The following is a 20,307-nucleotide window of genomic DNA, read 5'->3' on the forward strand; positions in this document are numbered from 1 at the left end:
AGCGTCGGGCCGGACCTCGACACTCTGTCCAGGATCCATGCTGTAACTCTGTGTTACAGATGACAGACAGACGCCGCTACCGGCGAGTAGCGTGGTCGTCATGGCCACCGACACCGTCCAGCCCACGCCGTACGACGACCCGGCCGGCGCGACCTCCGCGGAGGGGTCGACCAGCGCGACGACCGGGGCCGCCACCTCCGGCGCCGACCTCGACCCGACGCGGATGCAGGCGATCCTCGACGGCCGCTACGCCGAGGTGCGCGACCTGGTGCGCAGCAACCTGGTCGAGTTCGCCGACATCCTCACCGACGCCGAGACGTTGTCGGTCGACGACTACCGCGACCGCGTCCGCGACCTGCTGCTCGAGATGGCCGCCAGCGGCCAGACCGGGATGGGCTTCCCCGAGGAGTACGGCGGGGGCGGTGACGTCGGTGCGTCGATCTCCGCCTTCGAGACCCTCGCCTACGGCGACCTGTCGGTCCTGGTCAAGGCCGGCGTGCAGTTCGGCCTCTTCGGCGGCGCAGTGCTGCACCTGGGCACGAAGCACCACCACGACCGCTACCTGCGCCCCCTGATCTCGGGCGAGCTGATGGGCGGCTTCGCGATGAGCGAGTCGGGCCACGGCTCCAACGTGCAGGCGCTGCGCACCCACGCGACGTACGACCCGGCGACGCAGGAGTTCGTCGTCACCACCGACGGCGACCTGGGCCGCAAGGACTACATCGGCAACGCCGCCCGCCACGGCGAGGTCGCCGCGGTCTTCGCCCAGCTCCACGTGGGCGGCGAGGACAAGGGCGTCCACGCCTTCGTCGTGCCGATCCGCGAGCGTGGCGAGGACGGCGGGCTCACCCCGGCGCCCGGCGTCCGCATCGAGGACTGCGGCCACAAGATGGGCCTGAACGGCGTCGACAACGGCCGCCTGTGGTTCGACGAGGTGCGGATCCCGCGCACGGCGCTGCTCAACCGCTTCGCCGACGTCACCCCCGAGGGTGTCTACGAGTCCTCCATCGACAACCCCGACCGCCGGTTCTTCACCACCCTCGGCACGCTGGTCCAGGGCCGGATCTCGGTCGGCGGGGCCGGGCTCGGCGCCGCGAAGGTCGCGATCACCCTGGGCGTCCGGTACGGCGACCTGCGCCGCCAGTTCGAGGCCGCCGACCCCGACCGCGAGCAGCTGCTCCTCGACTACGGCATGCACCAGCGACGCCTGCTGCCGCTGCTGGCCCGCACCTACGCGCTGCACTTCGCGCAGGAGAAGCTGGTCGGCGAGCTGCACCTGATGTCGGGCGTCACCGACGACGAGTCGCGCCAGCGCGAGCTCGAGTCGCGCGCCGCCGGCACGAAGGCCCTCGCGACCTGGCACGCCACCCGCACCATCCAGGAGTGCCGCGAGGCCTGCGGCGGCGCCGGCTACCTGTCGGCCAACCGGTTCGCCGCGCTCAAGGCCGACACCGACGTCTTCACGACCTTCGAGGGCGACAACCACGTGCTGCTGCAGCTCGTGGCGAAGGGCCTGCTCACGGGCTACGCCTCGGAGTTCGAGGACATGAACCAGCTCGACATGGCCCGCTTCGTCGGCGAGCTCGCGGTGGAGACCGTGATCGAGCGGACGTCGGTGCACAAGCTGCTCGAGCGGATCCGCGACGTGCTGCCCGGCTTCGACGACGGCGAGCCCGAGGCGGGCCTCGCCGACCCCGACTACCAGCTGGCGATGTACCGCTTCCGCGAGGAGCACCTCGTGTCGGGGGTGGCCCGTCGGCTGAAGCGGGGCATCGACGCCGGTCACCACCCCGGGGCGGTGTTCTCCCGCGTGCAGGACCACGTCATCGCGGCGGCCCGCGCCCACGTGGAGCGCCTGGTGCTGGAGGACTTCACCGCCAAGGTCGCCGGTCTCGAGGACGGCGCCGAGAGGGACGCGCTGCGGCTGCTGCGCGACCTCCACGCCCTGAGCGGCATCGAGGCCGACCGCGCCTGGTTCATCGAGCACGGCCGCCTGTCGGTGGCGCGCTCGAAGGCGATCACCCGCGAGGTCGGCGAGCTGTGCCGCCGGGTCCGGCCGATCGCCGTCCCGCTGGTGGAGTCGTTCGGAGTCCCCGACGCGATGCTGCGCTCGCCCGACCTGCTCGACGAGCGGCTCCTCGCCGAGGAGCCGACCCGGTGACCCCGTGCCCGGTGACCCCGTGCCCGGTGGGCCCCGGGGGTCCCGGGCGCCCGGGGCGCGCGCGGAGCCGGCGGGCGCGACGGTGAGGCTCCCCGTCGTCGGGCAGCTGGTCGGCCGCTGGGAGACCGATCCGCTGTGGGCGCGGTTCTACGACCTGACGGTCGAGCACCCGCGTCTCGGCGACCCTGTCTGGCGCTGGGGGATGGGCAGCGACCTGTCGCTGCTGCTGGCGGCGGTGCGCTCCCTGGGCGCGCTGCCCGCGGGCTCCCGCGTGCTCGACGTGCCCTGCGGCGGCGGGGTCGGGCTGCGCGGGCTGCGGCCGGGCCAGGGCGTCGACTACGTCGCGGCCGACGTCTCGCCCGCCATGCTCCGTCGTACGACGGGACTCGCGGAGCGGCTCGGCGTGACCGACCAGCTGACCACGCGGGTCACGGACGCGGCGGACCTGCCCGACCCCGACGGGAGCTACGACGTGGTGCTGAGCCTGATGGGGCTGCACTGCTTCGACGACCCGCGGACCGCGGCCGCCGAGCTGGCCCGCGTCGTCGCCCCGGGCGGGCGCCTCATCGGCAGCACGCTCGTCACCGACTCGGGGCTGCGCCACGAGCCCGGACGCCGTGTCGGGCGCGCCGCCGGGCTGCTCGGGCCCATGTGCTCGCGGCTCGAGCTGCACTCGTGGCTGCGGGCCGCGGGGCTCACCCGGATCACGCTGCGCTCCTCCGGGCCGGTCGTCCACGTCCGGGCGACCCGCGCGGCCTGAGCGCGCGGGACCCGGCCGGAGGACCTCAGCCGGCGGCGGGCGGGTGCGGCATGTCGTGTCCCGACTGCCGCGCGCGCTCGAAGGAGGCCTCGATCTCCTTCTGGGCGTCCTCGAAGCCGACCCAGTTGGCGCCCTCGACGGACTTGCCCGGCTCGAGGTCCTTGTAGACCTCGAAGAAGTGCTGGATCTCCAGGCGGTCGAAGTCGGAGACGTCGCTGATGTCGCGCATGTGGGCCTGGCGCGGGTCGTTGGCCGGCACGCAGAGCACCTTGTCGTCGCCGCCCGCCTCGTCGGTCATGCGGAACATGCCGATGGCCCGGCACTCGATGAGACAGCCCGGGAAGGTTGGGGCCTGGAGCAGCACGAGGGCGTCCAGCGGGTCGCCGTCCTGGCCCAGCGTGTGCTCGATGTAGCCGTAGTCGGCGGGGTACTGCGTCGAGGTGAAGAGGGTCCGGTCGAGCCGGAGCCGCCCGGAGCGGTGGTCCACCTCGTACTTGTTGCGCTCGCCCTTGGGGATCTCCACGAGCACGTCGAACTCCAGCACGTCCACTCCTAGCGTCCGTCACCCTGCACCCGGCCTGCGGGTGTCCCCGCCGCGGGGACCGCGACAGTCTCGCGCACAATGGCCTGCCGGCCCCACCCCGCCCCCCGAGAGGGAGTCCACCCGTGCTCCGAGGTGACCTGCGTCACACCGAGGCCGGCGCCGTGCGCCTGCGCCCGGTGCTGGTCGTCGTGGTGGTGCTCGGGGTCCTCGCGGCGGGCCTGCTGGTGTGGCGTCCGGGCCTCGTCGACGACGTCCGCGACGCGTTCACGTCGTCGCCGGCGCCGCCGGACCCCGACGACGACCCGGCCGACGTCGACCCGCCCTCCGGCCTCGACCTGCCCGCCGTGCCCGCGCCGCCGCCCGTCGCCGCCCCGCGGGAGCCGGCCGACACCGGGGTCCCCGACGCGGCCGCCGTACGACGGGCGCTGGCGGGTCCCCTGCGCGACCGCGACCTGGGGGGTCGCGTCGTCGTCGGGGTGTCGGGGCTCGCGACCGACCGGGGGGACCGACCCGTGCTGCTGGGCGCCCGGGAGGCGGCGGTCCCCGCGTCCACGACGAAGGTGATGACCGCGGCGGCGGCGCTCGAGGCCCTCGGGCCCGAGCGGCGCTTCGCGACGAGGGTCGTGGACGGCGGCACGCGCGGCGGCGTCGCCGAGGTGGTGCTGGTCGGCGGCGGCGACCCGCTGCTCGCGAGCGCCCCCGACCCCGACCGCCCGCTCGGGGAGCCGGCCCGCGCCGACCTCCGGACCCTCGCGGAGGACACGGCGGAGACGCTGCGCGCCGACGGGACCCGGAGGGTGCGGGTCGCCTGGGACGACACGCTGTTCGACGGCCCGCCCGCGAGCCCCACCTGGGAGGACGACTACCTCTCCTCGGGCGTCGTCTCGCCGGTCTCCGCCCTGTGGGCCGACCGCGGGGTGCGCCCCGACGAGGTGCGCGCGCCCGACCCGGCGCGCGCGGCGGCCGGCACGTTCGCCGCCGCGCTGCGGGAGGCCGGCGTACGGACGCCCGGCGCGCCGCGCGCGGCGACCGCGCCCACGGGGGCCACGGAGCTGGCGCGGGTCACCGGCCTGCCGGTGGACCTGCTGGTCGAGCACCTCCTCGAGACGAGCGACAACGAGGTCGGCGAGGTGCTCGCCCACCAGGTCGGCCTCGCGGTCGCCGGGGAGGGGTCCTTCCGCGGCGGGTCCCGCGGGGTCACCGCCACGCTGCGCGACCTCGGCGTGGGCCTCGCCGGGGTGCGGCTGAACGACGGCAGCGGCCTGTCGCGGGCCAACCGGCTCACCGCGACGGCGCTGCTCGACGTGCTCGACCTGGCCGCGGCCCCCGATCGTCCCGAGCTGCGCAGCGTGCTCACCGGCCTGCCGGTCGCCGGCTTCTCGGGGTCGCTGACGAACCGGTTCGCGACCGTCGACCCCGCCGGTCTCGGCGCCGTGCGGGGCAAGACCGGCACCCTGACGGGCGTCTCCGGCCTCGCCGGCGTCGTCACCACCGCCGACGGGGCCGTGCTCTCCTACGCCGTCCTCGCCGACCGCATCGACCCCGTCGACACCCTCGGCGCCATCCAGGCGGTCGACCGCCTCGTCGCCGCCCTGGCCGCCTGCCGCTGCGCCGCCTGACCGGTCCGCGGCTGTGCGCGAGTCGGCACCTGTGTGCGCGCAGGTGGGCGCGAGTCGGCAGCTGTGTGCGCGCAGGTGGGCGCGAGTCGGCAGCTGTGTGCGCGCAGGTGGGCGCGAGTCGGCAGCTGTGTGCGCCTGGAGTGCGCATCCGGGCCGACTCGGGGGGCTGGGGGTGCGCATCCGGGCCGACTCGGGGGGCTGGGGGTGCGCATCCGGGCCGACTCGCCGTACGGCGGCCGTGCGGGGCGGGCCTAGGCTCGCCGCATGACGGACGGGCCGACGCACGGGACAGGACCGGCCTCGACGGCGGGCGCGGGCATGGTCGACTGGGCGCTGGCGGTCCGGGTCGGCAGCCGGCTGGCCGGGGAGGGACCCGTCGTCGACCCCGCGGTGGCCCGGACGGCGGTCGCCGAGCTGCGCGCGGGCGCGGCGCGCTCGACGGCGCTGGTGGCGGAGTTCACCGGGCTGCGGACCCCCGACGACGGTCCGCCGGTCCTCGTGGTCGACCGCCAGGGCTGGGTGCAGGCCAACGCCGACGGCTTCGCGACCGTGATGGAGCCGCTCGTCGCGCGCCTCGCCGAGCGGCGCGGCGCGCCCGGGGCCGTCGCGCAGGCGGTCGGGTCGCGGGTGACGGGCACCGAGGTGGGCGTCATGCTCGGCTTCCTCGGCAGCAAGGTGCTCGGGCAGTACGACCCGTTCCACGAGCCCGGCGGACGGCTGCTGCTCGTCGCGCCCAACATCGTCCACGTCGAGCGCGAGATCGGCGCGAAGCCCGCCGACTTCCGGCTCTGGGTGTGCCTGCACGAGGAGACCCACCGGGTGCAGTTCACCGCCGTGCCGTGGCTGCGCGGCCACCTGTTCGACCAGGTCCGCGCCCTCGGCGAGAGCGTCGACTCCGGCACGCTGCGCGACCTGCTCGGCGGCGACGGCCTCAAGCGCCTCGGCGACACCCTGCGCGGCACCGGCTCCGGCGCCGGCATCGTCGACCTCGTCAGCACCCCCGCCCAGCGCGAGGTGCTCGACCGCGTCACGGCCGTCATGTCGCTGCTCGAGGGCCACGCCGACGTGGTCATGGACGGCGTCGGTCCCGGCGTGATCCCCAGCGTCGGCGCGATCCGGGCCTCGTTCGACAAGCGCCGCGGCGGGGTGGGTGCCCTCGACCGGCTCCTGCGCCGGCTGCTCGGCCTCGACGCGAAGATGGCGCAGTACCGCGACGGGGCCGCGTTCGTGCGCGGCGTCGTGGACCGCGTCGGCATGGAGCGCTTCAACGCCGTCTGGGAGCGCCCCGAGCACCTGCCCACCCGCGCCGAGCTCGCCGACCCCGACGCGTGGGTCGCCCGGGTCCTCTGAGGGCCCGGCGCGACGTGCCCACCCCCGACGAGCGGGCCCTCGCCCGGGTCCGCCACGCCGTGCGCGGCGTGCTCGCCCCGGCGGAGCCCGGCGCCACCGTCCTCGTCGCCTGCTCCGGTGGCGCGGACTCCCTCGCGCTCGCCGCCGCCGCGGTCGCCGAGGCGCCCGGCCCGGGGGTGCGGGTCCTCGGCGTCACCGTCGACCACGGCCTGCAGGACGACTCCGCCGAGGTCGCCGCGACCGCGGTGGCCCGGCTCGCCGCCCTCGGCGTCGACGAGACCCTCACCGCCCGGGTCGCCGTGGAGGCCGACGGCAGCGGCCCGGAGGCGGCCGCCCGCCGGGCCCGCTACGCCGTGCTGGGCCAGGTCGCGGCCAGCACCGGCGCGACCCTGGTGCTGCTCGGGCACACCCGCGACGACCAGGCCGAGACCGTCCTGCTCGGCCTGACCCGGGGCAGCGGCGGCCGGTCGGTCGCCGGGATGCGCCGCTCCTGGACCGAGGAGGTCGGCCCCGGCGGGACGGCGACCACCTGGGCCCGGCCGCTGCTCGACCTCGGTCGCGAGGACACCGAGGCCACCTGCCGGGCGCTGGACCTCCCCTGGTGGTCCGACCCCCACAACGACGACCCGCGCTTCCTGCGCTCGCGGGTCCGCCGCAGCGTGCTGCCGGCCCTCGAGGCCGAGCTCGGCCCCGGCGTCGCCACCACCCTCGCCCGCACCGGCGAGCAGCTGCGCGGCGACATGGAGCTGCTCGACCTGCTCGCCGACGAGCTCGGCTCCCGGGCCGCGCGCGGACCGGCGGGGACAGACCCCGACGCCGGTGGCGATCCCGACGCCGGTGGTGACGCCGGTGGTGACGACGGGGCCGACGGGGCCGACGGGGCCGACGGTGCCGACGGTGCCGACGGTGCCGGCGCGCCCGTCGGGCCGGCGTACGACGTCGCGACGCTGGCCGCCGCTCCCGGGCCCCTGCGCCGCCGGGTGCTGCACCGCGCGGCCCTGGCCGCCGGTGCGCCGGCGGCCGAGCTCGCCCACGTGCACGTGCTCGGCGCCGAGGCGCTCGTCGTCGACTGGCACGGTCAGCGCTGGGCCGACCTGCCCGGCCCGCTGCGCGTCGTACGGCGTGGCGCGCTGCTGCGCTTCACCCGCCCCTGACGCGCCGCCCGCGAGGGCATAGCCTCGACCACCATGGAGTCGAGCGCCGTCGAGGGCGACCTGGTCAACATCCTCTTCACCGAGGAGCAGATCCAGACCCGGCTGGGGGAGATGGCCGAGCGGATCCGCGCCGACTACGAGGGCGAGGAACTGCTGCTCGTCGGCGTGCTGCGCGGCGCGGTCATGGTGATGGCCGACCTCGCCCGGGCACTGGACCGCCACCTCGAGATGGACTTCATGGCCGTCTCGTCCTACGGGTCGGGCACCAAGTCCAGCGGCGTCGTGCGGATCCTCAAGGACCTCGACACCGACATCTCCGGGCGCCACGTGCTCGTCGTCGACGAGATCATCGACACCGGCCTGACGCTGAGCTGGCTGATCTCCAACCTGTCCTCCCGCAACCCCGCGAGCGTCGAGATCGCCACCCTGCTGCGCAAGCCGGAGGCGCTGGCGATGCCGGTCGAGCCGAAGTACGTCGGCTGGGACATCCCCAACGAGTTCGTCGTGGGCTACGGCCTGGACTACCAGGAGCGCTACCGCAACCTGCGCGACATCGGCACCCTCGCGCCGCACGTCTACTCCTCCTGAGCGCGGGGGCGTCGGCCCGCGGCCTCCTCCTGGGGCCCGGGGCGCTGGGGGAGCCTGAGAGACTGAGCGGTGTCGGGACGCCGGAGTACCGTCGTCCTCTCACCTGGCCGAGCGCCCCACCGGGCGCGTCCGATGTGCGATTGGCGAAGAGAACCACGTGAAGCGAGCGTTCAAGGGTCCCTGGCTGTGGATCGTCCTGGCCGTGGCCGGCGTCCTCCTGGCCCTGCAGTTCCTCGCCCCGGGCGGAGGTCAGGACGAGATCTCGACCTCCCGCATGGAGCAGTACATCGCCGACGGGCAGGTCAAGGAGATCACCCTCGTCGACGGCGAGCAGCAGATCCAGGCCGTCCTCGACGACGACGTCGAGCGCGACGGCGGCAACGAGGTCGTCGCCTACTACGTGCAGGGCCAGCAGGAGGGCATCATCCGGGCGATCGACGCCCAGGTCGAGGCCGGCACGATCGACTCCTCCACCTCCGAGAACCCCCAGCCCTCGATCTTCGGATCACTGCTGCTCACGCTGCTGCCGATCCTGCTGATCGTCGGCCTCTTCCTGTTCCTCATGAACTCGATGCAGGGCGGCGGCCGCGGCGTCATGCAGTTCGCCAAGTCCAAGGCGAAGATGATCTCCAAGGACATGCCGAAGTCGACGTTCGCGGACGTCGCCGGCTGCGAGGAGGCCATCGAGGAGCTCGGCGAGATCAAGGAGTTCCTCTCGGAGCCCGCCAAGTTCCAGGCCGTCGGCGCGAAGATCCCGAAGGGCGTGCTGCTCTACGGCCCGCCCGGCACGGGCAAGACGCTGCTGGCCCGCGCGGTCGCCGGCGAGGCGGGCGTGCCGTTCTACTCGATCTCCGGCTCGGACTTCGTCGAGATGTTCGTCGGCGTCGGCGCCTCCCGCGTGCGCGACCTGTTCGAGCAGGCCAAGGAGAACGCCCCGGCGATCGTCTTCATCGACGAGATCGACGCCGTCGGCCGCCACCGCGGCGCCGGCATGGGCGGCGGCCACGACGAGCGCGAGCAGACGCTGAACCAGCTGCTGGTCGAGATGGACGGCTTCGACGTGCGCGGCGGCGTCATCCTCATCGCCGCGACCAACCGCCCCGACGTCCTCGACCCCGCACTGCTGCGCCCGGGCCGCTTCGACCGGCAGATCCAGGTCGACGCCCCCGACCTCGCCGGGCGCCACCAGATCCTCAAGGTCCACTCGCGCGGCAAGCCGATCGCCGAGGACATCGACCTGATGTCCGTGGCCCGTCGCACGCCGGGCTTCACCGGCGCCGACCTCGCCAACGTGCTCAACGAGGCCGCGCTGCTGACCGCCCGCGACTCCGGCAAGCGGATCACCGACGCCGCCCTCGACGAGGCCATCGACCGCGTGATCGCCGGTCCCCAGCGCCGTACGCGCCTGATGAGCGAGCAGGAGAAGCTCATTACCGCCTACCACGAGGGCGGCCACGCCCTGGTCGCCGCGGCGCTGCCCGGCACCGACCCCGTGCACAAGATCACGATCCTGCCCCGCGGTCGCGCCCTCGGCTACACGATGGTGCTGCCCGACGAGGACAAGTACTCCCAGACCCGCTCCGAGATGCTCGACAAGCTCGCCTACATGCTCGGCGGCCGGGCGGCGGAGGAGATGGTCTTCCACGACCCGACCACCGGCGCCGGCAACGACATCGAGAAGGCCACCAGCCTGGCCCGCGCGATGGTCACCCAGTACGGCATGACCGAGCGCCTGGGGGCGATCAAGCTCGGCGACTCCGGCGGCGAGCCGTTCCTCGGCCGCGACATGGGCCACCAGCGCGACTACTCCGAGGACGTCGCCGCGATCGTCGACGAGGAGACCAAGAAGTTCCTCGCCGTCGCCCACCAGGAGGCCTTCGACATCCTCGAGGAGAACCGCGACGTCCTCGACGCGCTGGTCCTCGCGCTGCTCGACCGCGAGACCCTCGACAAGGCCGAGGTCGCCCAGGTCTTCGAGCCGCTGCGACGCCGTCCGCGCCGCCCGGCGTGGACCGGCTCGCCCGAGCGCGCGCCGTCCGCGATCCCGCCGATCGAGATCCCGCAGGAGATCCGCGACCGGGTCAGGGCCAACGGCCACGTCCCGGCGTCGGGGGACGGCGGCGTCGTCATCAGCCCGCCCGGGCCCGGCGGCGACGTGCACGGCGACCCCGCCGTGGGCGGTCCCTCGTCCGGGGGCGGCGAGCCCCCGCGTCCCCTGTGAGGCTGAGCGCGTGACCGATCCCGTGCACGTCGTCCCCGTCGACCCGGCCGACGTGCCGCCGGTCGACCACGCCCGCGCCGAGGCCGCGGTGCGCGAGCTGCTCGCCGCCATCGGGGAGGACCCCGACCGCGAGGGCCTGCGCGAGACCCCGGCCCGCGTCGCCCGCGCGTACGCCGAGCTGACCGCGGGCATGCGGCTCACCCCGACCGAGGTCCTCGCCACCACCTTCGACCTCGGGCACGACGAGATGGTCCTCGTGCGCGACATCGAGCTGTGGTCGCTGTGCGAGCACCACATGGTGCCGTTCACCGGGGTCGCGCACGTCGCCTACATCCCGGCCTCCTCCGGCAAGATCACCGGGCTGTCCAAGCTCGCGCGCCTGGTCGACCTCTACGCCCGCCGCCTGCAGGTGCAGGAGCGGCTGACGACCCAGGTCGCCGACGCGCTGATGGAGGTGCTGGAGGCGCGGGGCGCGATCGTCGTCGTCGAGGCCGAGCACCTGTGCATGACCATGCGCGGGGTGCGCAAGCACGGCGCCCGTACGGTCACCTCGGCGGTGCGCGGCATCATGCACCGCCCGGCCACGCGCGCCGAGGCCATGTCGCTGATCCACGCGCGATGAGCCCGCACGGCGCGCACCCGCTCCTCGTCGGCCGCGACCGGCCGCGGGTGATGGGCGTGCTCAACGTGACCCCGGACTCCTTCTCCGACGGCGGGCGCTGGGCGGACACCGACGCGGCCCTCGCCCACGGGCGCCGGCTCGTCGCCCAGGGGGCCGACCTCGTCGACGTGGGTGGGGAGTCCACCCGGCCGGGCGCCGTCCGCCCCGGCACGGCGGAGGAGCTGGACCGCGTCGTCCCCGTCGTCACCGGGCTGGCCGCCGCCGGCGTCACCGTCTCGGTCGACACGATGCGCGCGGAGGTCGCCGCGGCCGCGCTGGCCGCCGGGGCGAGGGTCGTCAACGACGTGTCCGGGGGGCTGGCCGACCCGGCGGTCCTCGACGTGGTCGCCGGAGCCGGTGGCGACGTGGTCTACGTGGCCATGCACTGGCGCGCGCACGCCGACCGCATGCGCGACTTCGCGGCGTACGACGGGCCGGGCGGGGTCGTCGGCGACGTGCGCCGCGAGCTCGGCGAGCGGCTGGCCGCCGCCGTGGCGGCCGGCGTCGCCGAGGACCGAGTGGTCCTCGACCCGGGTCTGGGCTTCGCCAAGACCGCCGAGCACAACTGGGCGCTGCTGGGCGCGCTCGCCGAGCTCGACGCCCTCGGCCGCCCGCTGCTGCTGGGCGCCAGCCGCAAGTCGTTCCTGGGCCGCCTGCTCGCCGTGGGCTCCGAGCCCCGCCCGGTCGACGAGCGGGAGGCCGCCGGGGTGGCCCTCAGCGCGCTGGCCGCCGCCCACGGGGTGTGGGGCCTGCGGGTGCACGACGTGCGCGGCACGGCCGACGCGCTCGCCGTCGCCCGGCGCTGGCGGGAGGCCTCCGCGGCACGCACGGGGGCGGGCACGGCATGATGCTCGACGTGACCCCGACCCCGGAGACCTCCGTGCCCGTGACGGCGCCGGTGCACGCCTCCGGCGTCGGCGACGAGCTGGCCGTGCGAGGCATCGAGTGCTTCGCCCACCACGGCGTCCTGGCGCACGAGAGGCGCGACGGACAGGTGTTCCTCGTCGACCTCGTGCTGGGCCTCGACACCGCCCGCGCGGCCCGCACCGACGACTTGCGAGACACCGTGGACTACGGAAGCCTCGTGGCGGCGGTCAAGACCGCCGTCGAAACCGATCCGGTCGACCTGATCGAGACCGTGGCCCAGCGGGTCGCCGACCTCTGCCTCGCGGCGGGGCCGGTGGCCTGGAGCCGGGTCACGGTGCACAAGCCGGACGCGCCCATCGACGCGACGTTCTCCGACGTCGCGCTGACGATCACCCGGAAGAGGGCCGACGCGTGACCGAGACCCCCAACCCGCACATCATCTCGACCGACACGCTCACCGGCGAGATGCACCCCATCCGCCGCGCGGTCGTGGCGCTCGGGTCCAACCTGGGTGACCGGATGGCGAGCCTGCAGGGCGCGGTCGGCGCGCTCGCCGACACCCCCGAGGTCTGGCTGACCGACGTCTCCGCGGTCTACGAGACCGAGCCGGTGGACTCGCCGCCCGACGCGGAGAAGTACCTCAACGCCGTCGTCCTGTTCGACACGACCCTCTCCGCGGCGCGGCTGATGGACCGGGCGCTGGCCATCGAGGACGCCTACGACCGCGAGCGCAGCGAGGTCCGCAACGCCCCGCGCACCCTCGACGTCGACCTCATCGTCGTCGGCGACCGGCGCAGCGACGAGGACTGGCTGCGGCTGCCGCACCCCAAGGCCCACGAGCGCGCCTTCGTGCTGCAGCCCTGGTACGACCTCGAGCCCGACGCCGCGATCCCGGGCGTCGGCCCGATCGCCGAGCTGCTCGAGAAGGCCGACCGTCACGGCGTGGCGCGCCGCGACGACCTCACGCTCGACCTGCAGTGACCCGCCGCCCGTGAGCGCGGGGCGGTCCGGTCCGACGGGGTCGTCCGGTCCGTCGGGGCCCCCGGGCCCGGACGGGCGGCCCGACTGGCGGGCCATGCGGCCGATGGGCCCGGCGGCCCCCGCGGTCGCCGCCGCGATCGGCCTGGTGGGCGGCTGGCTGGTCCGTCCCGTCGCCGCCGCGACCGGCGTCACCGCGCCGCTCGTGCCGTGGGGGTCCGTGCTCGTGCTCGGCGTCGTCGCCGGGGTGCTCGGCCTCGCCGCCTGGGCGACCCGCACGGTCATCGCCGACCCGCGGGCCCGGCTCGAGCCGCACCAGGCCGTCAACCGGCTGCTGCTGGCGCGGGCCTGCGTGGTGGTCGGCTCCCTCGTCGCCGGGGCGTACGCCGGGTACGCGCTGTCCTGGGTGGGCCTGCCGACCGAGCTGGCCCAGCAGCGGCTGACCCGGTCCGGCGTCGCCGCCCTGGCGTCGGTCGCGGTCGTCGTCGCGGCGGCGCTGCTGGAGCGCGCGTGTCGCGTCCGATCGGACGAGCCGGACGCCTAGCCTGCAGCCATGGCCACCGCGAGCGCCCCCGTACCGTCCCCCGGGCGCACGCCCGGCAGCCCGTCGTCGAGCAGCCCGTCGTCCCCCGCGGCCCCCGGGTCGCGGACCCGCCCCCGCAGCGCCCGGCTGGTGCGCGCGGTGGTCCTGCTGGCCCTCGCCGCCGTGGTCGCCGTCGCGGCCGTGGCGGTCACGGTCCTCACCGGCGCGGGCGCGACGTGGCCCGTCGCCGGCGGTCTGGTCGTGCTGGCGCTCGGCGCCGCCGCCACCCGCTCCACCCACCTCGAGGTCCTCGACACCCGCCGCGAGGGCGGCGCGGACCGCGCCCGCCTCGCCGGGGAGTACCGCGGCATCACCGACGCCCGCGTGCGGGAGAACCGCGTCTTCGCCGAGACCATGACCCGCCGCCTCGACGACGGCGAGCGTGTCCTGGCCGAGCAGCTGGCCACCATCCACGCCCACGAGGCCGCGCTGGACCGCCGCGAGCGCCGGCTCGCCGCCGTCGAGGCCGAGCTCGAGCAGGCCAAGGACCGCCTCGCCGGCACCGAGAGCCTCGCCCGCGCGCAGGCCGCCCGCGCCGAGGAGCTCGCCACCCGTCTCAGCGAGGCCGAGGACATCGCCGGCGAGCGCGCGGTCGCCGCCGCGGCCCGCATCGCCGAGCTCGAGACCGAGCGCGACGCCCTGCGCTCCGAGCTGCACCTGTGGCAGACCGCCGCCACCCCCGGTCGCCGCCGGCAGGCCTGAGGCCGGCCGGGTCCACCCGCCGCCCGGGTCGGCGTACGGCAGAATCCTCGGGGTGATCGAGGACAGCCGGTTCGCCCAGGACGTCGACGACGTCGTTCCCGAGACGCCGACCCTGCCGGACGGCTGGACCGCGGAGGACCCCGGCGCGGGCAGCGCGGAGCTCGCCGACGAGCTCATCGCGCTGCTGGGCGCCCACCAGGAGGCGGCGCGCGGCTGGTCGAGCGCCGGACCCGACGACATCGAGATGCGGGTCTCCGAGGTGGCCGCGCTGACCCACGCCAACCTGGTGGTCCGCGACCCCGAGGGTGCCGTCCGGGCCTGGGGGAGCGTGCAGGACCGCGCCACCAACCGCATGATCTACGACCACGTCGTCGCTCGCGACCTGCCCGGCGCGGACGCCGAGCGCTGCAGCCGGATCCTGCTCGGCTGGGCCGAGGGACAGGCCCGCGAGGTCGGCCAGGCACGCGGCCTCACCACCCAGCAGATCGACGCGGGCGCGTTCGCCGACGACGAGCGCCAGCACGCCTGGTTCCGGGCCGCGGGCTTCGCCCACGCCCGGAACTGGTGGCAGATGAGCCGCCCCGTCACCCCCGACGAGGCCGACCTGGTCGACGACCCCGCCCGCTGGGAGGCCGACGGCGTCGTGTTCCGCCTCGTGGACCGCGAGGGCAGCAACATGCCCGCGGACGACGACCTGCGCGCCGTGCACGACGTCCTCGAGAGCGCCTTCCTCGACCACTTCAACTCCCGCGAGGAGACCTTCGCGGAGTTCCTCCACCGCCTGCGCGAGGACCCGGGCCACCGCTGGCACCACTGGTGGCTGGCCGAGCTCGAGGGCGACCAGGGCTGGGAGCCGGCGGGCGCGCTCGTCGGCACCCTGGTCGAGAACGCCGACGGTCCCCACGCGTCGTACGTCGACTACATCGGGGTCCTCTCCAGCGCCCGCGGTCGCGGCGTCGCGAAGGGCCTGCTGCGCACCGTCATCGCCGACGCGGCCCGGCGCGGCCGCGACAGCGTCGGCCTGGAGGTCGACGCGGACTCCCCGACCGGCGCCGACGGGCTGTACACGGCGATGGGCTGGGTCACGAAGTACCGCACCCAGTCCTGGCACCGCGACATCCGGGTCTGACGCCCGCCGTAGCGCCGTCGAGTCGGCGGCAGTTCCCGCCGTAGCGCCGTCGAGTCGGCGGCAGTTCCCGCTGTAGCGCCGTCGAGTCGGCGGCAGTTCCCGCTGTAGCGCCGTCGAGTCGGCGGCAGTTCCCGCTGTAGCGCCGTCGAGTCGGCGGCAGTTCCCGCCGTACCCCCGTCGAGTCGGCGGCAGTTCCCGCCGCCGCGTGCGATTCGTCGGGAACTTCTGACGTCTCGGCCGCTGGGGGCCGGGAGCTGGTGACGACTCGGCCGCTGGGGGCCGGGAACTTCTGACGACTCGGCCGCTGGGGGCCGGGAACTTCTGACGTCTCGCCGGTCAGGCCTCGTGGGGGCGGACGGCCAGCGCCAGGGGGTCGACGGGGGCGACGGTGGGCCCGTCCAGGACCGGGACGTCGATCCGCAGGCCCGAGCCGGCGGGGTCCGGCTCGCCGGGGCCCAGGGTCGCGCGCGGCACGGGCCCGTCGAGCCCGGCGAACCAGGTCATCACGGCCGCCGCGTCGTCGCGGCGGCCCTGCTCGACCAGCCACCCGGTGAGCCGGTGGACCGGGGGCAGGCCGCTGTGCACCAGGGACCGCTCCGACCAGAGCTCGAGCACCATCGCGCGCAGCAGCTCCCACCACGCGTCGTCGCAGCCCGGCACCTCGACGAAGTAGCGGTGGAGGTCCCCGGCGAGCACGCGGTCGAGGTAGACCGCGGACGTCGCCCCCACCCCGTGGGCGCGGACCGCGGCCCACGCGTCCCGCTTCGTCGTACGACGGTCCGCGAGGTCGGCGAGGGTCGAGCGCTGCTGGGTGATCGAGGTGCCCTCGGCCCGGATCCGCCAGTGGTAGACGACCTCGTCGAGCACGTCGAACCGCCCCGCGAGGTAGGCGCGGGTCGTCGTCGGCTGGTCCTCGTAGCGGACGCCCTCCGGCCACGACAGCCCCACCGCGTCCCACCAGGACCGGCGGAACAGCTTGTTCCAGGCGAAGACGTCGCCCATCAGCTCGGGGTGCTCGTCGGCGGTGGCGCCCCGGCGCGGGGGGTGGTGCAGCCGCCGCATCCACGGCGGCTCCTGGAGCCCCTCGCCGGTCCAGCGCACGCACGACCCGACCGCGAAGTCCGACCCGCTGGCCCGCAGCGAGGACACCAGCGTCGCCACCGCGTCCGGGGGCACGACGTCGTCGGAGTCGACGAACATGAGCAGCTCCCCGGTCGTCGCGGCGGTCCCGGTGTTGCGGGCGGCACCGAGGCCGCCGTTGGGCCGCCGCACCACCCGCACCCGCCGGTCCCGCTCGGCGTACGACGCGGCGACGGCGGCGCTGTCGTCCGGCGAGCCGTCGTCGACCACCACCACCTCGAGCGCCCGGTGGGTCTGCGCGAGCAGGCTGTCGAGACAGGCCGGCAGCCACGCGGCGACGTCGTACGCCGGGACCACGACGGAGACCAGCGGCTCCGGCGCGCGCCGCCGCAGTCGTCCGGGACCCCGCATGCCGCGGACGCTAGCGGCTATCCTGGCCGCTCGCCTCACCGACGTCCCGGGCCCCACGTCCCGGAGCCCGGGACGTCGAGGCCCCGTCCACGACGAGGGACGCGGGGAGTCGTGCGGCCGAGGGCCGCGGGTGCGGTCCCCGCCCCGGGGGTCAGCCCACCTCGACCCGGGTGAGGTCGCCGTCGTCGACGACGCGGCCCCCGGTGGCCTCCGCGACGGCGTCCCAGGCCACGCCCGCGGCCAGGTCGCGCTGGCCGTCGGGGACCAGCGGACCGCCGGCCTGCGGCGCGGGGGAGTGCAGCGACCCGGCGCGGGGGCGGGAGTCCGCGAGGTGACCCGGGTCGAGGGCCACGGCCCGGCCGCCGTCGAGGCGCCGGACGACGTCGCGCCAGGCCGCGTCGCGCCCGGTGCCGACCTCCGCCCGTGCGCCCGGACCCTGCTCGGCGACGGGCCACCACTCCGAGAGCCAGCGCCCGATGCTCTGCGGCACCCACGACTCGTTGAGGCGGGCCCCCAGGCGCTCGCGGCCCGTGAGGGGGTCGACGTGCACGAAGACGGGGTAGCCGTCAACACCGACCTGCACGACGTGGGCCGGCACGTGGCTCAGCCAGTCCACGGCGAGGACCAGCCCGCCGAACCCCTCGGGCAGGTCGTGGCGCACCGACAGCCCCGGCCGCCGGGCGGCCAGCTCCGGGGCCAGCGCCCCGGCGGCGCCGAGCAGCACCACCTCCGGCACGTCCTCGCCGACGAGCGCCACCACCTCCTCGCGTGCGTGGCGGAGCACGGTGGGGCGTCGCCGCAGCCAACCGTCGGCGCCGAACGACGAGGAGTCCCACGCCTGCTTCCACGTGGGCTCGGTCGGTGGCGGCAGGGCCGGCATGCCGAGGCTGGTGCTCATCGGGCGCGACGATACGGACGTCGCGCACGTCACTGCGCACCCGGCTACCGCACCCGGGGGGCCCGGACTACCGTTGACCACGCGTCACAGCCAGAACGCATCGTCCGGTACCCACCCCGGCCCCCGGCGCCGCCGGGGGTGGTCGGAGGGACTGCAGCGAGAGGTTCACCCTGATGGAGCAGGTCGTCGGTCCTGCGCGCCCACCCGCGCCCCACCCCCGCCCGGCACGCCGAGTCGGCGTGGTCGGGGCCGGCCGCGTCGGAGCGGTCCTCGGCGCAGCGCTCCGCGACGCGGGCCACGACGTCGTCGCGGTCTCCGCGGACTCCCCGGTCTCGCGTGCCCGCGCGGCCGCGCTGCTGCCGGGCGTCGCCGTCCGCCCGCCCGCGGCGGTCGCCGAGGCCTGCGACGTCCTGCTCCTCGCCGTGCCCGACGACGCGCTGGAGGGCCTCGTCGAGGTGCTGGTCACCGGGGGCTCCCTGCGCGAGGGCCAGTACGTCGTGCACACCTCGGGGCGCCACGGCCTCGCGCCCCTCGCCGCCGCCACCGCCCTCGGGACCCGGGCCGTCGCGCTGCACCCGGCCCTGACCTTCTCCGGCACCGCCGCCGACCTGACCCGCCTCGCGGGCTGCGCGGTCGGCGTCACCGCCGGACCCGGCGAGCAGCGCCTGGCCGCCGACCTCGTCGCCGACCTCGGCGGCACGGTCGTGGACCTCGCCGAGGAGCACCGCACGCTCTACCACGCGGCCCTCGCGCACGGCGCCAACCACCTCGTCACCGTCGTCGCCCAGGCCCGCGAGGCCCTGGTCGCGGCGGGGGTCCGCGACCCCGCCGCGGTGCTCCGGCCCCTGCTCGAGGCGGCGCTCGACGGAGCCCTCGGGCGCGGGGACGCGGCGCTGACCGGACCCGTCGTCCGCGGTGACGCCGGCACCGTCGCCGGCCACCGTCAGGAGCTCGCCCGCCACGCCCCGCAGGTGCTCACGGCGTACGACGCCCTGGCCGGGGCCACCCTCGACCGGGTCGTCGCCGACGGCCGGCTCGACGCCGTGCGCGCCGCGGGCGTGCGCCGGGCGCTGGGCGCCCACGAGCGCCAGGAGGCCCGCCGGTGAGCGTCGCCACCACGACCCGCGCGAGCGGACCGCTCCTCGTCACCACCGCCCGGCAGCTGCGCACCCACCTCGCGACCGCGCCCGCGGCGCGGGGCCCGCTGGTCCTCGTGCCCACCATGGGCGCGCTGCACGAGGGCCACGCGGACCTGGTCCGCCGCGCGCGCGAGCTCGCCGGCGAGGCGGGGCGCGTGGTCGTGACGGTCTTCGTCAACCCGCTGCAGTTCGGCGAGGGCGAGGACCTCGACCGCTACCCCCGCACCCTCGACGACGACCTCGTCGTCGCCGGCCACGCCGGCGCCGACCTCGTGCTCGCGCCGTCGGTCGACGAGGTCTACCCCGGCGGACGCCCGCAGGTCACCGTCCACCCCGGCCCGCTCGGCGAGGTCCTCGAGGGGGCGGTGCGGCCCGGGCACTTCTCCGGCGTGCTCACCGTCGTGACCAAGCTGCTCGGGCTCGTGCGTCCCGACGTCGCCGTGTTCGGGGAGAAGGACTTCCAGCAGCTGACCCTGGTGCGCCGCGCCGTGCTCGACCTCGCCCTCGGCGTCGAGGTCGTCGGGGTGCCCACGCGCCGCGAGGACGACGGACTCGCGCTGAGCTCCCGCAACCGCTACCTCGACCCCGCCGCGCGCCGGACCGCCCTCGGCCTGTCGGCCGCGCTGCGCGCCGGCGTCGAGGCGGGACCCGCGGGAGCGGACGCCGTGCTCGCCGCCGCCCGCTCCGCGCTCGCGTCGTACGACGGGGTCGCGACCGACTACCTCGTGCTCACCGACGCCCACCTCGGGCCCGCGCCCGCCGCGGGCGAGGCGCGCCTGCTCGTCGCCGCCCGCGTCGGCGGCACGCGCCTCATCGACAACCTGCCCGTCACCCTCGGGCCGGCACCCGCGGCCGGGACCCCGGCCGCACCCGCCACCCCCGACCAGAGCCCCCACCAGAGCCCCCACCAGAGCCCTGACCAGAGCCCTGACCAGAGCCCTGACCACACCCCTACCCCCACCCCGGGCGACACCGGAGAGGCTGGAGACCGCTGATGCTCCGCACGATGATGACCAGCAAGATCCACCGGGCCACCGTGACCCAGGCGGACCTGCACTACGTCGGGTCGGTGACCGTCGACGAGGACCTCCTCGACGCCGCCGACCTGCTCGCCGGCGAGCAGGTCCACATCGTCGACGTCACCAACGGCGCCCGGCTCGAGACCTACACGATCGCGGGCGAGCGCGGGTCCGGGGTGATCGGCATCAACGGCGCCGCGGCGCGGCTCGTGCAGCCCGGCGACGTCGTCATCCTCATCGCCTACGGCCAGATGACGACCGCCGAGGCCCGGGAGCTGACGCCGCGCGTGGTGTTCGTCGACGCCGACAACCGCATCGTCGGCACCGGCTCCGACCCGGCCGAGGTGCTGCCGGGCACCGGCGAGGGCTCCCCCCTGGTGCGCGGCGACCTGGTCGCCCCCGGCGCCCCCGGCGCCCCCGGGACCCGCCGGTAGCCTGCCGCG

20 protein-coding genes are annotated in these 20,307 nt (G+C 75.9%); 17 read left to right on the plus strand and 3 right to left on the minus strand.

What is annotated here, in order from left to right:
* The first annotated feature begins 100 nt into the window (after positions 1 to 100).
* Both ABD158_RS07645 and ABD158_RS07650 read left to right on the plus strand, forming a co-directional pair.
* Positions 101 to 2,161 (plus strand): acyl-CoA dehydrogenase family protein, encoded by a 2,061-nt coding sequence (locus ABD158_RS07645; RefSeq protein ID WP_344005774.1) that lies wholly within the window; start codon positions 101 to 103, stop codon positions 2,159 to 2,161.
* Between the two features lie 82 nt (positions 2,162 to 2,243).
* Positions 2,244 to 2,921, plus strand: a complete 678-nt coding sequence (locus ABD158_RS07650) for a class I SAM-dependent methyltransferase (protein ID WP_344005776.1) — start codon at positions 2,244 to 2,246, stop codon at positions 2,919 to 2,921.
* Between the two features lie 25 nt (positions 2,922 to 2,946).
* Here the strand turns inward: ABD158_RS07650 and ABD158_RS07655 are convergent, their stop codons facing one another.
* On the minus strand, positions 2,947 to 3,462 hold the full coding sequence (locus ABD158_RS07655; protein ID WP_344007002.1) for an inorganic diphosphatase: 516 nt from the start codon (positions 3,460 to 3,462) through the stop codon (positions 2,947 to 2,949).
* A 125-nt stretch (positions 3,463 to 3,587) separates the two neighbouring features.
* Here ABD158_RS07655 and dacB point away from each other — a divergent pair, with 125 nt between their 5' ends.
* The 12 genes from dacB (at position 3,588) to ABD158_RS07715 (ending at position 15,317) form a co-directional block, all read left to right on the plus strand.
* Positions 3,588 to 5,084 (plus strand): D-alanyl-D-alanine carboxypeptidase/D-alanyl-D-alanine endopeptidase, encoded by a 1,497-nt coding sequence (dacB, locus tag ABD158_RS07660; RefSeq protein ID WP_344005778.1) that lies wholly within the window; start codon positions 3,588 to 3,590, stop codon positions 5,082 to 5,084.
* A 264-nt stretch (positions 5,085 to 5,348) separates the two neighbouring features.
* Entirely contained in the window at positions 5,349 to 6,434 is a 1,086-nt protein-coding gene (locus tag ABD158_RS07665) for a zinc-dependent metalloprotease (RefSeq protein ID WP_344005780.1), read from the plus strand.
* 14 nt (positions 6,435 to 6,448) lie between these two features.
* Entirely contained in the window at positions 6,449 to 7,588 is a 1,140-nt protein-coding gene (gene tilS, locus ABD158_RS07670; RefSeq protein ID WP_344005782.1) for a tRNA lysidine(34) synthetase TilS, read from the plus strand.
* Between the two features lie 33 nt (positions 7,589 to 7,621).
* Positions 7,622 to 8,176 carry a hypoxanthine phosphoribosyltransferase gene (gene hpt / locus ABD158_RS07675; RefSeq protein WP_344005784.1) on the plus strand — a complete coding sequence of 185 codons (555 nt, stop codon included), beginning with the start codon at positions 7,622 to 7,624 and terminating at the stop codon, positions 8,174 to 8,176.
* Positions 8,177 to 8,333: 157 nt separating this feature from the next.
* Positions 8,334 to 10,397, plus strand: a complete 2,064-nt coding sequence (gene ftsH / locus ABD158_RS07680) for an ATP-dependent zinc metalloprotease FtsH (RefSeq protein ID WP_344005786.1) — start codon at positions 8,334 to 8,336, stop codon at positions 10,395 to 10,397.
* Between the two features lie 10 nt (positions 10,398 to 10,407).
* On the plus strand, positions 10,408 to 11,019 hold the full coding sequence (gene folE / locus ABD158_RS07685) for a GTP cyclohydrolase I FolE (protein WP_425573166.1): 612 nt from the start codon (positions 10,408 to 10,410) through the stop codon (positions 11,017 to 11,019).
* The gene (gene folP / locus ABD158_RS07690; protein WP_344005788.1) at positions 11,016 to 11,906 is read left to right on the plus strand and encodes a dihydropteroate synthase; all 891 of its coding nucleotides are present in this window, start codon (positions 11,016 to 11,018) and stop codon (positions 11,904 to 11,906) included. The genes folE and folP overlap by 4 nt, the downstream gene beginning before the upstream one ends.
* Positions 11,907 to 11,914: 8 nt before the next feature.
* Positions 11,915 to 12,340 carry a dihydroneopterin aldolase gene (gene folB, locus ABD158_RS07695; RefSeq protein ID WP_344005789.1) on the plus strand — a complete coding sequence of 142 codons (426 nt, stop codon included), beginning with the start codon at positions 11,915 to 11,917 and terminating at the stop codon, positions 12,338 to 12,340.
* Positions 12,337 to 12,906, plus strand: a complete 570-nt coding sequence (gene folK, locus ABD158_RS07700; protein ID WP_344005791.1) for a 2-amino-4-hydroxy-6-hydroxymethyldihydropteridine diphosphokinase — start codon at positions 12,337 to 12,339, stop codon at positions 12,904 to 12,906. Before folB ends, folK begins: the two co-directional genes overlap by 4 nt.
* Positions 12,907 to 13,000: 94 nt before the next feature.
* On the plus strand, positions 13,001 to 13,447 hold the full coding sequence (locus ABD158_RS07705; RefSeq protein ID WP_344005793.1) for a DUF3180 family protein: 447 nt from the start codon (positions 13,001 to 13,003) through the stop codon (positions 13,445 to 13,447).
* A gap of 9 nt (positions 13,448 to 13,456) precedes the next feature.
* Complete coding sequence (locus tag ABD158_RS07710; protein ID WP_344005795.1) at positions 13,457 to 14,188, plus strand: hypothetical protein; 732 nt, start codon at positions 13,457 to 13,459, stop codon at positions 14,186 to 14,188.
* A gap of 52 nt (positions 14,189 to 14,240) precedes the next feature.
* Positions 14,241 to 15,317, plus strand: a complete 1,077-nt coding sequence (locus ABD158_RS07715; RefSeq protein ID WP_344005797.1) for a GNAT family N-acetyltransferase — start codon at positions 14,241 to 14,243, stop codon at positions 15,315 to 15,317.
* Positions 15,318 to 15,653: 336 nt separating this feature from the next.
* Here ABD158_RS07715 and ABD158_RS07720 read toward each other — a convergent pair whose 3' ends face one another.
* Both ABD158_RS07720 and ABD158_RS07725 read right to left on the minus strand, forming a co-directional pair.
* Positions 15,654 to 16,808, minus strand: a complete 1,155-nt coding sequence (locus tag ABD158_RS07720) for a glycosyltransferase family 2 protein (protein WP_344005799.1) — start codon at positions 16,806 to 16,808, stop codon at positions 15,654 to 15,656.
* A gap of 151 nt (positions 16,809 to 16,959) precedes the next feature.
* Positions 16,960 to 17,706 carry a hypothetical protein gene (locus ABD158_RS07725; RefSeq protein WP_344005801.1) on the minus strand — a complete coding sequence of 249 codons (747 nt, stop codon included), beginning with the start codon at positions 17,704 to 17,706 and terminating at the stop codon, positions 16,960 to 16,962.
* A gap of 173 nt (positions 17,707 to 17,879) precedes the next feature.
* Between ABD158_RS07725 and ABD158_RS07730 the strand changes: the two genes are divergently transcribed.
* The 3 genes from ABD158_RS07730 to panD are packed head-to-tail and all read left to right on the plus strand — an operon-like array spanning position 17,880 to position 20,298.
* Entirely contained in the window at positions 17,880 to 18,812 is a 933-nt protein-coding gene (locus ABD158_RS07730) for a Rossmann-like and DUF2520 domain-containing protein (protein WP_344005803.1), read from the plus strand.
* Entirely contained in the window at positions 18,809 to 19,840 is a 1,032-nt protein-coding gene (gene panC, locus ABD158_RS07735) for a pantoate--beta-alanine ligase (RefSeq protein ID WP_344005805.1), read from the plus strand. The genes ABD158_RS07730 and panC overlap by 4 nt, the downstream gene beginning before the upstream one ends.
* Positions 19,840 to 20,298, plus strand: coding sequence for an aspartate 1-decarboxylase (gene panD, locus ABD158_RS07740; RefSeq protein WP_344005807.1), 459 nt, complete (start codon positions 19,840 to 19,842; stop codon positions 20,296 to 20,298). Before panC ends, panD begins: the two co-directional genes overlap by 1 nt.
* Positions 20,299 to 20,307 lie beyond the last annotated feature (9 nt).

Origin of the sequence: Nocardioides lentus (genome assembly GCF_039529515.1) — a bacterium.
Classification (GTDB): Bacteria; Actinomycetota; Actinomycetes; order Propionibacteriales; family Nocardioidaceae; genus Nocardioides; species Nocardioides lentus.

What these genes read in the sequence shown, in the direction of transcription:
- ABD158_RS07725 (WP_344005801.1), bottom strand. Translation starts at nt 17,706, where the DNA reads ATGAGCACCAGCCTCGGCATGCCGGCCCTGCCGCCACCGACCGAGCCC.
- ABD158_RS07645 (WP_344005774.1), top strand. Translation starts at nt 101, where the DNA reads ATGGCCACCGACACCGTCCAGCCCACGCCGTACGACGACCCGGCCGGC.
- ABD158_RS07720 (WP_344005799.1), bottom strand. Translation starts at nt 16,808, where the DNA reads ATGCGGGGTCCCGGACGACTGCGGCGGCGCGCGCCGGAGCCGCTGGTC.
- panD (WP_344005807.1), top strand. Translation starts at nt 19,840, where the DNA reads ATGCTCCGCACGATGATGACCAGCAAGATCCACCGGGCCACCGTGACC.
- hpt (WP_344005784.1), top strand. Translation starts at nt 7,622, where the DNA reads ATGGAGTCGAGCGCCGTCGAGGGCGACCTGGTCAACATCCTCTTCACC.
- ABD158_RS07730 (WP_344005803.1), top strand. Translation starts at nt 17,880, where the DNA reads ATGGAGCAGGTCGTCGGTCCTGCGCGCCCACCCGCGCCCCACCCCCGC.
- ABD158_RS07665 (WP_344005780.1), top strand. Translation starts at nt 5,349, where the DNA reads ATGACGGACGGGCCGACGCACGGGACAGGACCGGCCTCGACGGCGGGC.
- ABD158_RS07705 (WP_344005793.1), top strand. Translation starts at nt 13,001, where the DNA reads ATGCGGCCGATGGGCCCGGCGGCCCCCGCGGTCGCCGCCGCGATCGGC.
- ABD158_RS07710 (WP_344005795.1), top strand. Translation starts at nt 13,457, where the DNA reads ATGGCCACCGCGAGCGCCCCCGTACCGTCCCCCGGGCGCACGCCCGGC.
- folP (WP_344005788.1), top strand. Translation starts at nt 11,016, where the DNA reads ATGAGCCCGCACGGCGCGCACCCGCTCCTCGTCGGCCGCGACCGGCCG.